Source organism: Streptomyces sp. NTD107 (genome assembly GCF_059510435.1).
Map to the genome: position 1 here is coordinate 262,813 of NZ_JCAJZV010000008.1, position 13,589 is coordinate 276,401.

Sequence of the window (13,589 nt, forward strand, 5' to 3'; positions counted from 1 at the left end):
CCATCTGTCGTGGGCCCAGACCTACGAGAACGATGTGGTGATGGACTGGCTCTTCGAGCAGTCCCGTTAGCGGGCGTCGCGCCCGAGGCCGAGGGCCCGCCCGAGGCCGTGCGTCAGGGCGGCGCCCAGCGCGCCCCGGCGGGCAGCGGCACGCCCCCGTCGCCGCCCCGCCGCAGCGCCGTCATCAGCGCCCGCGCGGTACGGGACATCGGCCGGCGCGGATCGTGGACGAGGTGGATGTCGCGTTCCACCAGGGGCCGGTCCAGGGCACGGTGCCGCAGCCCGGCGAAGTGCATGAGCGGCAGCGTCAGCCCCGGGGCCACCGACACGCCGAGCCCGGCGGCCACCAGGCCGGCGACGGTGCCGATGGTACGGGCCTCGGTGACCGGCCCCACCTCGACGCCGCCCTCGCGCAGCGTGCGGTCGACGTAGCCGCGGATGCTGGTGTGCCGGTCGAAGGCGACGAACGGCTCCCCGGCGAGGTCGCCCCAGCTCAGCCGCCGGCGCCTGGCAAAGGGGTGGCCGGGCGGGAAGACGCACACGAACCGGTCCAGGGCGATCCGGTGGCCGCGCAGTGAGGCTGGCACGCCGGGTGCCACCGTGACGGCCATGTCCACGGCGCCGGAGGCGACATGGTCGAGCACCTCGTTCGACAGCCCGTCGCGCAGGGTGACGGTGAGCTGGGGCCGCTGGGCGCGGAAGGCCGACAGGACGGGCGGCAGCACGCCGGCGGCCAGGGAGGGCAGCGCGGCGATGGACACCGCGCCACGGGTGCCGTCCAGATAGCCCTGGAAGTGGTTGACGCCCGCGTCGAACTCGGCGAGCACCCGGCGGGCGACCGCCAGGAACTGTTCCCCGTCGGGGGTCGGCGCGACATGACGCGTCGTCCGCTCGAACAGCGGGACGCCCACGCGCCGTTCCACCTCCAGCACGGTGCGGCTGAGGGAGGACTGGGCGAGGTGCAGGGTACGCGCGGCCCGGCTGTAGCCGCCGGCGTCGGCGACCGCGACGATCGCCCGGAGCTGGCGGACGGACAGATCCATGCTCACAGGGCATGAGTCTATGCGGAACTCATGACGTCACGACAGTGGCGGGAGGGACGAAGGCCGCCCCACACTCGGGGCCGACCGGCAACGTCGCCACACAAGGGGGTCGCCATGGAAGGCGCCGTCGGATTCCTGACCATCGGGGTGATCCTCGCGCTGCTGCTCACCAACCGGGTGGCGGCGGTGGTGGCACTCGCCGGGGTGCCCGTGCTGGGCGCCCTGGTGCTGGGCTTCTCGCTCTCCGAGATCGGTGCCTTCGTCGGCTCGGGGCTCGGCGGAGTGGCCGGGGTGACGGCGATGTTCGTCTTCGCCATCGTCTACTTCGGGATCATGCGAGACGCCGGGATGTTCGACCCGATCATCGCCCGGATCACGGCCTTCGCCGGAACCGCGCCGGCCACGGTGTGCGTGGCGGCCACCGCGCTGGCGGTCGCCGCGCACCTGGACGGGGCGGGCGCCACCACCTTCTTGATCGCGATCCCGGCGATGCTCCCGGTCTTCGACCGGCTGGGCATGAGCAGACTGGCGCTCAGCACCTGCGTCGGGCTGGGCGCGGGGGTGATGAACGTACTGCCCTGGGGCGGGCCCACCGCCCGGGCCGCCGCGACGACCGGGGTGGAGGCCAACGAGCTGTGGGTGCCGTTGATTCCGGCGCAGGTGGTCGGGGTGCTGGCGGCTCTGGGGTGCGCCTGGCTGATCGGCCGCCGGGAGGGGCGCCGGCTGGCGCTCGCCGTCCCCGCGACGGCGACGCCGGTGCGGGCCGCGGCCGGATCGGCGGGGCCGGGGGCGGCCGGGGCGGCGGGCGGCGCACCGACCGCACCGACGGCGCGGGGCCAGGCGCCGGACGCGGACGCGGACGCGGACGCGGACACGGACGCGGACGCGGACACGGACGCGGACACGGACACGGAGCGCCCCCGTCCGCCGGCGGTGGTCTTCTGGTTCAACGCCGTACTCTCCATCGCCCTCATCGGCTGCCTGGTGGCGGGCGTCGCACCCCCCGAGACGCTGTTCATGGCCGGCGTCGTGATCGCGCTGGCCGTCAATCACCCCGGCACCAAGCGGCAGAGCGAGCAGATCGAGGCGCAGGCGCGCGGCGCCATGCTGATGGCCACCACGCTGCTGGCCGCCGGCGCGTTCCTGGGCATCCTGGAAGGCACCGGGATGATCGCGGACATGGCCACCACCGCGGCCGATCTGATACCCGCGGGGGCCGCGCCCGCGCTGCCGCTGATCGTCGGGCTGCTGGGCGTTCCGCTGAGTCTGCTGTTCGGCCCGGACGCGTACTACTTCGGGGTGCTGCCCGTCCTCATCGGGGTGGGCGAGCAGTTCGGCGTGGAGGGCACCGCGATCGCCCAGGCGTCGCTGCTCGGGCAGGAGACCGTCGGGTTCCCGATCAGCCCGCTCACCGGGTCCTTCTTCCTTCTGGTGGGTCTGGCCCAGGTCGACATCGGCCGGCACATCCGGCACCTGATCGGCTGGGCCTGGCTGGTCAGCGTGGTGATGCTGGCCGTCGCCGTCGCCACCGGCACGATCCCGCTGTGGGCGTCGTGACCGGGCCCCGGCGGCGTACGGTACGTCTGGGGGCCGGCGCCGGGTTCGCCGGTGACCGCATCGATCCGGCGGTGGATCTCGCGCGCCGCGGCGATCTGGACTATCTGGCGTTCGAGTGCCTCGGGGAGCGTACGGTGGCCGCCGGCCAGCTCCGCAGGTCGCGGGACGCGGGCGCCGGCTACGACCCGCTGCTGGCGGCGCGGCTGCGCGCGGTGCTGCCGCACTGCCGGCGCGCCGGGACCACCGTGCTCACCAACGCGGGGGCGGCGAACCCGGAGGCGGCCGGCGAGCTGGCGCGCCGGCTGCCGGGAGAGCGCACCCGGATCGCGGTCATCATCGGCGACGATGTCCTGGCGGCGGTGCGCCGGCTGGATCCGCCGCTCTGGGAGACCGGGCAGCCGCTGTCGGCCTGCCCGGAGGAACTCATCGCCGCCAACGCCTATCTGGGGGCCGAGCCCGTCGTCGAGGCACTGGGGCTGGGCGCCGACCTGGTGATCGCCGGGCGGCTGGCGGACCCCGCGCTGTATCTGGGGCCGCTCATGCACGCGTTCGGCTGGCGGCCCGACCAGTGGGAGCTGCTGGGCCGTGGCACGCTGGTGGGCCATCTCCTGGAGTGTGCGGGGCAGCTGACCGGCGGCTACTTCGCCGACCCGGTCACCAAACCCGTGCCGGGACTTGCCCGGCTCGGCTTCCCCTATGCCGACGTGGACCCGGACGGGCAGGCGGAGTTCGGCAAGCTCCCGGGCACCGGCGGGCGGCTGGACACCCGTACCTGCGCCGAGCAGTTGCTGTACGAGGTGGAGGACCCGGCCGGCTACCTGACCCCCGATGTGGTGGCCGATGTCAGCGGGGTGACGTTCACCCAGCTCGCCGAGGACCGGGTGCGGGCCCGGGGGGCCACCGGCCGGCCACGGCCCGACAGCCTCAAGGTCACTCTCGGCTTCCGGGGCGGCTGGCAGGGCGAGGGACAGATCAGCTACGCCGGCCCGCGCTGCCTGGACCGGGCGCGGCTGGCCGCCGACATCGTGTGCGAGCGGCTCGCCTCGGTGCACGGCCTGGATCCGGCGGCGGTCCATGTCGAGTACATCGGTGCCGCCGCCGCGTTCCGCGGGCTGCGGGTGGTGGCGGATCCGGCCGAGGTGCGGCTGCGGGTCTGCGCCCGGGTGCCGACGGCCGCCGAGGCCGAACTGGTGGGGTGGGAAGTGGAATCGCTGTACACCAATGGCCCGGCGGGCGGCGGCGGGGCGCGGCGCGACCACCGTGAACTGGTCACCGTGCGCTCCTGCCTGATCCCCCGGGATCTGGTCACGCCTTCGGTGCGGCTGCTGGAGTCCCGATGAGCGGGCCGACCGTGGACGACCTCGCGGATGTCCGGGCCGGCGACAAGGGCGACACGCTGATCATCGCGGTCCTGCCGCACGACGCCGCCGCGTTCGCGCTGCTCGTCGAGCGGCTCACCGCGCGGGCGATGGCGGACCACTTCGCCCCGCTGGTCACCGGGGAGGTGACCCGGCATGTGCTCCCGCTGCTTCCGGCGCTCACCTTCCGGCTGACCGGGGCGCTGGCCGGCGGGGTCACCGGCGCGGCGACGCTCGACGGGCACGGCAAGGCGCTCGGCTACCACCTGCTGACGCTCGGTCTGGACGGGCCGGCGGGCGCCCGGTGCGATGAGGTCGGCTCTCCCGGATCTTCGCGGGGCGGCGCCGCCGGACAGCGGGGGCGCCTGCCGGCCGAAGGCTGATCCACAAGAGAGGACCCGGCCCGTGACGGTGTCCGCCCCGCCGCCCGTCAACGGAGGTGCCCGTCCCGCCGTGAGACGCCTCGTCCTCGGTGCGACGGGCCGCATCGGCCGCCCTCCGGTCGGGCCGGCCCTGCGCTCGGGCGACTCGGTCTCCGCGCCGGCCGGTGACCCGGCCAGACCATCTCGGCCGCCGGCATCGCCGCCGGGCACGGCCACGCCGCCGGGACGCGGCGCTCGGCGCCGGGAACTCGCTGCTGGCCGGGGCCTCTTCGCGCGGTCGCGACCGGCGCCACCGAGGGCGCGCGGCGGGCCGGGGGCTCCCGGCTGGTGTGGCTGTCCTCCTTCGGGACGGGGGGACCGCTTCGCGTCGGCGAGCCCCGCCCAGAAGCTGACGTACCGTACCGTACCGGTGCCGCGTCCGCTTGTCGCCGACCAGCGGATCGCCGACGAGTGCGTGGGGTCCGGCGGCCTGGAGTGGCCCCTGGTGTATCCGATCCGGCTGACCGACGGTCCCGCCCTGGACCGTTCCCGGGCGCAGGAGCGGCTGCCGATGCGGGGCGACCCGGCGATCGGGCGCCAGGATGTGGCCGCTTTTCTGCACCGGGCCGCGCACGGCGACGAGTGGATCCACCGCGCGGCCGTGCTCACCGGCCGGGGACGGCCGTGTCGATCTCGGCGCGGGTGGGCATGGCGCAGGTGGCACCGGTGCGTTGTACGGAGAGGGCGGCGGCGGCCGTCGCCCAGGCCAGGGCGGCGGGCATGGGCCGGCCCTCGCCGCGGGCGACGGCCAGCGCGCCGACGAAGGTGTCGCCGGCGCCCGTGGTGTCCACCGCGCGCACCGGAGCGGCGGGCACGGTGCGCGGCTCGGCGCCCCGGGCGAGGTAGAGGCTGCCGGCCGCGCCGAGGGTGATCACCACCTCCGGGACCCGCGCCAGCAGGGCCCGGCCGGCCCGGAGCGGATCGTGGTGGCCGGTCAGGGCCGCCGCCTCGTGCTCATTGGGCACCAGCAGGTCGGTGTGGGCGAGCAGTTCGTCCGGCAGCGGGACGACGGGCGCGGGGGTGAGTACGGTGCGTACGCCGTGCGCCCGGGCCGCCGCCGCGCCGGCCAGCACGCCCGCCATCGGCAGTTCGAGCTGGAGCAGCAGGGTGCCGGCGGCGGCGATGCGCTGCTCGTCGCCGGGTGCCAGGCCGGTCACCGTGGCGTTGGCGCCGGGGACGACCACGATGGAGTTGCCGCCTTCGTCATCGACCACGATGTGGGCGGTACCGCTGCTGCCCGGCACGGTGCGCAGCCCGTCGGTGTTCACCGCGCGGTCGGCGAGCGCGGCGCGCAGCCGGGGGCCGAAGTCGTCGTCGCCGACCGCGCCGATCATGGTGACGCTGCCGCCGGCGCGGGCGGCGGCGATGGCCTGGTTGGTGCCCTTGCCGCCCGGGACGGTACGGAAGGCGTGGCCGGTCACGGTCTCCCCGCGCCGGGGGGCGGTCGGCACATAGGCGACCAGATCCATGTTGGCCGAGCCCAGGACGGCGATCACCGGAGCGGGCTGATTCGGCATGGCACAGGTCCCTTGCGGCCGGGGGGGTTGCTGATCGCGGTCCACGATGACAGATCGCGGTGCGGTGCGGGGCCGTGTCCCTCCCCGGCACGGCCCGGCCTGGCTGCGCGGTGTACGGCGGGGCACGGTGGATGGCGGGCCGCCTGCGTGGGTTTGCGGTGACGACAGCGCAGACTGGAGCGGTATATCGCCACAGAAGGAGCAGAGCAGGATGAAGTACATCAAGCTGCGCGATCTGGAGGTGTCCCGCATCGGCCTCGGCGCGATGGGGATGTCGCACGGGTACACCGACTCCGGCACCGATGAGGCCGAGTCCATCCGTACGGTGCACCGGGCACTGGAGCTGGGCGTCACCTTCATCGACACCGCCGAGATCTATGGCCCGTACACCAACGAGGAACTGCTGCGCAGGGCGCTCAAGGGCCGCCGCGACCAGGTGGTGCTGGCGACGAAGTTCGGCATGATCGCGCACGGCGGGGCCGGGCCCTGGCATCTCGACAGCGGCGCCGCCAACATCCGTACCGCCCTCGAAGGCTCCCTCAAGCGGCTGGGCACCGACCACGTCGACCTCTACTACCAGCACCGGGTCGACCCGGACACCCCCATCGAGGAGACGGCCGGCGCGGTGGGCGAACTGGTCGCCGAGGGGAAGGTCCGGGCGTTCGGGCTGTCGGAGGCCGGGCCCGACACCATCCGCCGGGCGCACGCCGTGCACCCGGTCACGGCCGTCCAGTCGGAGTACTCGTTGTGGACCCGGGGGCTCGAAGAGCGGGTGCTGCCCGTGCTGCGCGAACTGAACATCGGCCTGGTGCCGTTCTCCCCGCTGGGGCACGGCTTCCTCACCGGCACGATCCGCTCCACGGAGGACTTCGCGGAGAGCGACTTCCGGCACGGCAATCCACGCTTCACCGGTGAGAACTTCCGGCGTAATCTGCGGATCGCCGACGAGGTCCAGGCCGTGGCCGCCGAGGCCGGCGCCACCCCGGCACAGGTCGCGCTGGCCTGGCTGCTCGCCCGCGGCGACGACATCGCGCCCATCCCGGGCACCAAGCGGGTGCACCGGGTCGAGGAGAACACCGCCGCCGACGGCATCGAGCTGACCGCCGGACAGCTCGACCGGCTCAGCAGCCTGCCTCCGGCGGCCGGCGAGACCCACACCGAGGCCGGCCGGCGCATGCTCGAACGCTGACATCCCGCAGGTCCGCGGGCCCGCACGAACGGATCACTCCGGGCGAACCGTCACCCTCGGCAACGGAGTCGGGATGCCGAGCCTCTGCTTCGGCGTGCACCGGATCGCAGCCCAAGCCCGCGCCGTCGCCCGCCCGGCGGACCGCCCGCCGGGGGTCACGGGGCCAGTACCACCGTGGTCAGGGAGCGGGCGGGCAGTTCCACGGTCAGCCGGCCGCCGGTGAGGTGGGCGCGGCCGGTGCGCTCCAGGGAGTGGGTCTGATCGGTGAGATAGACCTCGCCGTGGGCCGGTCCCCGCACACCCGCCACGTCGAAACGCTGCCGCACCGGCGCCGTACCGGTGTTGAGGATCTCGATGACGCGGCTGCCGTCGGCGTTGCGGAAGGCGGTGGTACGCACGCGCCCGTCGCCGGAGTCCGCCGCGACCCGTACCGCGTCGGGCCGGATGAAACGGCTGTAGGCGCCGAGCGCCCACAGCCGCTGCGAGACCCGGTAGTCCGGCCCGTCCAGCAGGATGGGTGCGCGGGTGGTGCCGATCGAGGCGCCGAACCAGTAGATGTAGGCGTTGGCGTGGCCGTCGGCGAGCGCGGTGTGGATGTCCCCGGCCAGGGTGATCCCGTCGTAGACGGTGCCGTCGTCCCAGCCTTCGGTCCAGGCGTCGCCGGTGGGGTTCCACTCGGACAGCCACACGGTCTTGTCGGTGGGCAGCGGGCTGTCCGCCTGGCTGCGGTACGGGTGGCCGGTGTGGATGTCGACGAGGTCGGCCGCCTGCGGGTGGTCCTCGATCGCCCGGGTGTAGGCGCGCTGCTGCTCCCAGCCGGCGGCGTCGCAGCAGGCGACGTTGAGGTGCGCGAGGTCCTCGGAGTCCGCGACCGTACGGCCCAGGACCGCTGCCATGTCGGCGGCCTGCTCGGGGGTGAACTCCATGGAGGCGTAGGAGGTGGCGAGATCGGGCTCGTTGGTGAAGTTGAGGTCGGTGACCGTGATGCCCTCCCGGGCGTAGAAGCGGGCGTACTGGAGCAGGTAGTCGGCGTACGCCTGGCGCCAGTCGCCGCTGGGGCAGTGCGTGCCGGGTACGCCGCACAGCGCGCCGCCGTCCGCGTCGGAGCCGTTGGTCTTCATGTAGCCGGGGGCGCTCCAGGCGTTGGCGTAGAACCGCTGAACGCCGTACTCCTTCGCCTGCTGGGCCAGCCACACCTGGCCCCCGTCGTCGCCGTCCCACTCGTAGCGCGGCTCGGCGCCGGGGCCGCCGGGGTCGGTCGGCTGGATGGAGCGCATGTGGTCGTACACGTCGTCGGAGGAGGATCCGATGCCGAGCCGCAGGATGCTCAGTCCGGCGCCGGTCTCGGGGTCGAGCAGCAGGTCGAGCACTTCCCGCTGGTGCTCGGGGGTCAGGCCGCGGGCGCCGTGCATGATGTCGGCGCGCTGGAACGCCTGGGAGAAGCCGAAGCCGTCGATGTGCTGGAGTTCGTCGCCGAAGTCGATGGTGCCCCGGGCCGGTTGGCCGGCGGCGGGGTCGGCGGAGGCGGCGGTCAGCGGGATCAGGGTCGCGGCCAGGGCACCGGCCAGGACGGCATGGATGCGTGACGTCACGGATTCCTCCGGGGGTTGGGGGTGCGGGGGGTCAGCCCTTGAGGGCGCCCACGGTGAGGCCGGCCCGCCAGTACCGCTGCATGGCGAAGAAGACGACGATCAGTGGCAGGGTCGACACGAGGGAGCCGGTGATCACCAGGGTGGTGAGCTCGGGCAGTTGCATGGATTGCTGCTGCCAGCCGTACAGGCCGAGGGTGACCGGCCACAGGTCGCGGTCGGTGAGCATGACCAGGGGCAGGAAGAAGTTGTTCCAGATGGAGACGAAGGAGAACAGATAGACCGTCACCAGGGCGGGGCTGAGGATGCGGGAGGTGACGGTGAGGAAGATGCGCAGTTCGCCGGCGCCGTCGATGCGGGCCGCTTCGAGGACCTCGTCGGGGACGGCGGCGGCGCTGTAGACCCGGCAGAGGTAGACGCCGAAGGGGTTGGCGAGGCTGGGGAGCAGGACCGCCCAGTAGGTGTCGGCGAGTTGGAGCCGGCTCAGCAGCAGGAAGAGCGGCAGGGCGAGCACCGTGGCGGGGACGAGGACCCCGCCGAGGATGCCGGCGAAGACGGCGTCGCGGCCGGTGAAGCGGAACTTGGCCAGGGCGTAGCCGGCGAAGGCGGCGATGGCGGTGCTGCCGAGGGCGCCGAGTCCGGCGTAGAGGGCGGAGTTGAGCAGCCAGCGGGCGAACCGCCCGTCGTCCTGGGCGAAGAGGGCGTGGAGGTTGTCGGCCAGCTGGGCGGGGAAGCCCGCGTCGGCGAACCAGAAGCCGGAGGTGGTGGTGAGTTCGGCGGTGGACTTGGTGGCGGACAGCAGCAGCCAGCTGAGGGGGAAGAGGAAGTAGGCGGTGAGGGCGAGCAGGAAGAGCAGGCCCAGGGTCGCGGGGAACATCCGGCGGGCGGTGCCGGGGGTGGTGGAGCCGTTGGCGGGTCGGCTCATGCGTCGACTCCTCGCTGGGCGGCGCGCATCAGGCCGTAGCTGAGGGTGAAGGCGACCAGGGCGAGGCTGACGGCGATGGCGGCGGCGTACTGGGGGTCGTTGACACCGAACGCCTGGGCGTAGGCGGCCATGTTGGGGGTGTACGAGGAGGTGACGTTGGCGCTCAGGGAGCGGACGACCATGGGTTCGGCGAAGAGTTGCAGGGTGCCGATGACGGAGAAGAGGCCGGTGAGGACGAGTGCGGGCCGCACCAGGGGGATCTTGATCCGGTGGGCGATGGTCCAGCCGCTCGCGCCGTCGGCCCGGGCCGCCTCGTACAGCTCCCGGGGCACCGCTTGCAGTGCGGCAAAGATGATCAGCATGTTGTATCCGGTCCACTGCCAGGTGGCGATGTTGGCGATGGACCACAGGACGGTGCCGGGGCCGAGGAAGTCGGTCTCCAGTGGGGTGTTCTCCAGCAGCGCGACGACGGGGCTGATGCCGGGCACGTACAGGTAGGCCCACAGGACGGCGGCGACCACGCCGGGGACAGCGTGCGGCAGGAAGGCGGCGAACTGGAAGAGGCGCCGGGCGCGGGTCACTCCGGCGTCGAAGAGCAGCGCCATGGCGAGCGCGAGCAGCAGCATGACCGGGACCTGGACGGCCCCGTACAGCAGCATGCGCAGCACGCCGGCGAGGACGTCGCTGTCGGTGAGGACCCGCTGGTAGTTGGCGAGTCCGGCGAACCGGACGGTGGGGCCGCCGAGTCCCAGGCCGCTCCACTGCTGTTCGCGCAGGCTCTGCGCGACGGCGAAGCCGATGGGTACCGCTTGGAAGAGCAGGAAGAGCGTCAGGAAGGGTGCCAGGAAGGCCCATCCGGGCCGGGTCTGGCGGCCGAGTTCGCGACGGATTCTCATGTCAGGACCCCCAGCCCTTTGTGCCGGAGGGTGGCCACGGTGCTGTGCTGGGCGCGTTCCAGGGCGGTGGCCAGGGGTCTGCCCCGGCTGCGGGCTTCGGTGAAGGCGTCGACCAGGTCGTCCCGTACCTGGTCCATGGTCGGCCCCCAGGTCATGGGCCGGGCGACTTCGGCGGCGGCTCGGAAGACGGCGTCGACGCGCTGTCCGCCGATGGCCGGGTGCGGCCGGGAGAGCGCCGGGCGCCGCTGGCCGGCCAGCGAGGCGGGGAACAGTCCGGCGACCTCCGGGTCGATGACCAGGTCGGCGGCGCGCGGGTCGGTGTTGAGCCAGAGCGCGAACGCGGCGGCGGCCTCGGGGTGCGCGGAGCCGGTGACCACGGCGGTGCCGGAGCCGCCCCAGAACCCGGAGGCGGGCCGGTCGGGTTCGGCGGCCGGCAGGGCGGCGACCCGCCACACGGCGCCGGGCTCGGTGGGCGGATGCGCGGCGAGGGTGGCGGTGCCCCAGGCGGGGCCGAGCCAGGCGGCGAGCGTGCCGTCCTGAAGGTCCTGGTACCAGGCGGGGTTCCAGTGTTTTCCGGTGGTGACCAGGTCATCGGCGAGCAGAGCGGTCCAGTGGTCGGCGGTGGCCCGGGCGCGGGGGTCGTCGATGCTGACCCGCCAGGCGTCGCCGACGGTGGCGAACCACTGGGAGCCGCGGGCGGCGGCCAGCGCGGCGAACCAGTAGGCGTCGCCCTCGGGGAAGGCGGTGAGATAGCGGCGGGGGTCGGCGCGGCGCAGTCGCTGTGCGGTGGCGCGGAACTCCTGCCAGGTGGCGGGGACGGTCAGGCCGTGGGTGTCGAAGAGGTCCTGCCGGTAGTACATGGCCATCGGCCCCATGTCCTGGGGAACGGCCCAGATCCGCTCGTCGATGAGGACCTGGCGCCAGGCGGTGTCCAGAAACCGGCTCCGGTGGTCGGCGGCCTGGCGGGTGATGTCCTGGACATAGCCGGCGACCGCCAGGGTGGGCAGGTTGTTGTAGTCGACCTGGACGAGGTCGGGGGCGCCGGAGCCGGCGGCGATCGCCGAGGACAGCCGTTGGAAGAGGCTTTCGCCGCCGGCGGGTGAGGAGACCTCCACCCGGATGTCCGGGTGGGTGCGGTTCCACAGCTCGACGGCCGGGGTGACCGTTGTCCAGGACCAGAACCGCAGCGTCACGGCCGCTTTGGTGTCCTGGCCGGTGCCGCAGGCGGCCGTGGTGGCGCCGGCGGAGGCCAGCAGCAGTCCGGTGAGCGCTTGTCTGCGGGAGAGGGATCGTCGAGGAGAGCTGGCTGGGTGCACGGCGTCCTCCGGGCATCAGCGCGATGGGGAGAGGAGTCCGAGAAGTTTTGGTGTTCTTCCGGAACATCAGGCGGGGGCTCGGGGTTCAGACTCCAGATCAACCAAGGGACCGTCAATCCCTCGCGCGCGCCTTTCTCCTCGCCTCTTGCTCCGGCTCTCGAAAGATGCCGGAGTTCTTCCGGAGCCGCCCGGCACATCCGAAGGGCCGTCAGCGGTCGTTGCCATGACGGGCGTGCTCATGTCACGATCAGCCGACGGGTCCGCTCCGAGGACGCCGCGGCCGGGCCGCCCGGGCCGCCGAGGAGGACAACATGTCCATGCCCCAGCAGGGCAGAACCCCCAGAACCGGACCGATCGGCCTGCTCATCACCGCCGTGCTGCTCGCCCTCGCCGTAACGGTGGCCTTCTCCGCCATCGCCACCGCCGGCCGGCCCGGCGCCCCGCCGGCCGCCGGCCTGCCGGGCCCCGACGGCCGCTGGGTGCACAGCTGGACCGCCATGCCGCAACTCACCGAGCCGGGCAACATGCCGCCCCCGCCGTTCACCGGGGACAACGCCGTACTGGTGGACACCACCCTGCGGCAGACCGCCCGGATCACCACCGGCGGAGAGCGACTGCGGCTGCGGTTCTCCAACGCCTTCGGGGACACCCCGCTGCCGCTCACCGCCGTCACCGTGGCACTGCCGCTGGACGGCAGGGCCGGAGTCTCGGCGATCGAGCCGGACACGGTGCGCCGGGTGACCTTCGGCGGACGGGAGTCGGTCACCGTACCGACCGGCGCCCAGATCGTCTCCGACCCGCTGGACCTGCCGCTGCCCCCCGGCACCAATGTGACGGTCACCGCCTACCTGGCGCAGGGACAGCCCTCCCTCGCGCTCACCTCGCACCCCGGCTCCCGCACCACCTCCCATCTGCTGACCGGCGATCACACGGCCGCCGCCGAGCTGCCCGGGGCGACCCCCGTCAATCACTGGTACCTGCTGAGCGGCATCGAGATGTACGCGCCGGCCTCCGCAGCCGCGCTCGCCGTGCTCGGCGACTCGCTGAGCGACGGCCGGGGCTCCACCACCAACGGCAACGACCGGTGGCCCGACCAGCTGTTCGACCGCTTGCAGGACGGGCGGGACACCCGGGACGTGGCCGTGCTCAACCAGGCGGCCGGCGGCAACCGCATCCTCAACGACGGACTCGGCCCGAACGCCCTGGCCCGCTTCGACCGCGACATCCTGGCGCACACCGGCGTCGCCTGGCTGATCGTCTTCGAGGGGGTCAACGACCTGGGCACCGCACCCGCCACCGCTGCCGCCCAGCAGGCGATCGCCACCGAACTCATCGCCGCCTACCAGCAGTTCATCATCCGGGCGCACGCCCAGGGCATCCAGGTGTACGGGGCCACCCTGCTGCCGTTCGGCGGCCACACCGGGTACGACGACCCGGCCGGACACCGGGAGGCGGCCCGGCAGACCGTCAACGCGTGGATCCGAACCGGCGGCGGCTTCGACGCCGTCCTCGACTTCGACCGGGCGGTCCGCGACCCGGAACGGCCCGAGCGACTGCACCCGGACCTGCACGACGGCGACTGGCTGCATCTCAACCCCGCCGGCTACCGGCTGCTCGCCGAGGCGGTGCCCACCGAACTCTTCCCGGGGCCGCCGTACCCCCACCGATGAGGAGGACCCCTTCGATGGCAGTGATGCGCAAGACCGTTCTTGCCACCGCCGCAGTTCTGGCGCTCGGCACAGCCGTGGCCCTGCCCGCGCAGGCCAGTCCCGGCCCG

The 13,589-nt window shown here is 73.5% G+C and carries 11 protein-coding genes; 5 read left to right on the top strand and 6 right to left on the bottom strand.

From position 1 onward, the window contains the following. Positions 1–113: 113 nt before the first annotated feature. On the bottom strand, positions 114–1,043 hold the full coding sequence (locus AC5WRL_RS18720; RefSeq protein ID WP_496089742.1) for a LysR family transcriptional regulator: 930 nt from the start codon (positions 1,041–1,043) through the stop codon (positions 114–116). 114 nt (positions 1,044–1,157) lie between these two features. Here AC5WRL_RS18720 and AC5WRL_RS18725 point away from each other — a divergent pair, with 114 nt between their 5' ends. Genes AC5WRL_RS18725 through AC5WRL_RS18735 form a run of 3 tightly spaced genes read left to right on the top strand, consistent with a single transcriptional unit; the run spans position 1,158 to position 4,341 of the window. Further along, on the top strand, positions 1,158–2,600 hold the full coding sequence (locus AC5WRL_RS18725) for a CitMHS family transporter (RefSeq protein WP_496089719.1): 1,443 nt from the start codon (positions 1,158–1,160) through the stop codon (positions 2,598–2,600). Further along, complete coding sequence (locus tag AC5WRL_RS18730; RefSeq protein WP_496089720.1) at positions 2,588–3,940, top strand: acyclic terpene utilization AtuA family protein; 1,353 nt, start codon at positions 2,588–2,590, stop codon at positions 3,938–3,940. The genes AC5WRL_RS18725 and AC5WRL_RS18730 overlap by 13 nt, the downstream gene beginning before the upstream one ends. Beyond that, complete coding sequence (locus AC5WRL_RS18735; RefSeq protein ID WP_496089721.1) at positions 3,937–4,341, top strand: AtuA-related protein; 405 nt, start codon at positions 3,937–3,939, stop codon at positions 4,339–4,341. Before AC5WRL_RS18730 ends, AC5WRL_RS18735 begins: the two co-directional genes overlap by 4 nt. Positions 4,342–4,985: 644 nt before the next feature. On the opposite strand, the gene AC5WRL_RS18740 is transcribed toward AC5WRL_RS18735, so the two are convergent. Beyond that, complete coding sequence (locus AC5WRL_RS18740; protein WP_496089722.1) at positions 4,986–5,897, bottom strand: ribokinase; 912 nt, start codon at positions 5,895–5,897, stop codon at positions 4,986–4,988. A gap of 211 nt (positions 5,898–6,108) precedes the next feature. On the opposite strand from AC5WRL_RS18740, the gene AC5WRL_RS18745 reads away from it, so the two are divergent. After that, positions 6,109–7,086 carry an aldo/keto reductase gene (locus AC5WRL_RS18745; RefSeq protein WP_496089723.1) on the top strand — a complete coding sequence of 326 codons (978 nt, stop codon included), beginning with the start codon at positions 6,109–6,111 and terminating at the stop codon, positions 7,084–7,086. A 155-nt stretch (positions 7,087–7,241) separates the two neighbouring features. On the opposite strand, the gene AC5WRL_RS18750 is transcribed toward AC5WRL_RS18745, so the two are convergent. Genes AC5WRL_RS18750 through AC5WRL_RS18765 form a run of 4 tightly spaced genes read right to left on the bottom strand, consistent with a single transcriptional unit; the run spans position 7,242 to position 11,812 of the window. Continuing rightward, positions 7,242–8,678, bottom strand: a complete 1,437-nt coding sequence (locus AC5WRL_RS18750) for a glycoside hydrolase family 30 protein (protein ID WP_496089724.1) — start codon at positions 8,676–8,678, stop codon at positions 7,242–7,244. A 31-nt stretch (positions 8,679–8,709) separates the two neighbouring features. Further along, positions 8,710–9,600, bottom strand: a complete 891-nt coding sequence (locus AC5WRL_RS18755) for a carbohydrate ABC transporter permease (RefSeq protein ID WP_496089725.1) — start codon at positions 9,598–9,600, stop codon at positions 8,710–8,712. Further along, entirely contained in the window at positions 9,597–10,496 is a 900-nt protein-coding gene (locus AC5WRL_RS18760) for a carbohydrate ABC transporter permease (protein ID WP_496089726.1), read from the bottom strand. Before AC5WRL_RS18760 ends, AC5WRL_RS18755 begins: the two co-directional genes overlap by 4 nt. Beyond that, a complete protein-coding gene (locus tag AC5WRL_RS18765; RefSeq protein WP_496089727.1) occupies positions 10,493–11,812 on the bottom strand; it encodes an ABC transporter substrate-binding protein in 1,320 nt (439 codons plus the stop codon). Before AC5WRL_RS18765 ends, AC5WRL_RS18760 begins: the two co-directional genes overlap by 4 nt. A gap of 317 nt (positions 11,813–12,129) precedes the next feature. Here AC5WRL_RS18765 and AC5WRL_RS18770 point away from each other — a divergent pair, with 317 nt between their 5' ends. After that, positions 12,130–13,482, top strand: coding sequence for an SGNH/GDSL hydrolase family protein (locus AC5WRL_RS18770; protein ID WP_496089743.1), 1,353 nt, complete (start codon positions 12,130–12,132; stop codon positions 13,480–13,482). Positions 13,483–13,589: the final 107 nt, after the last annotated feature.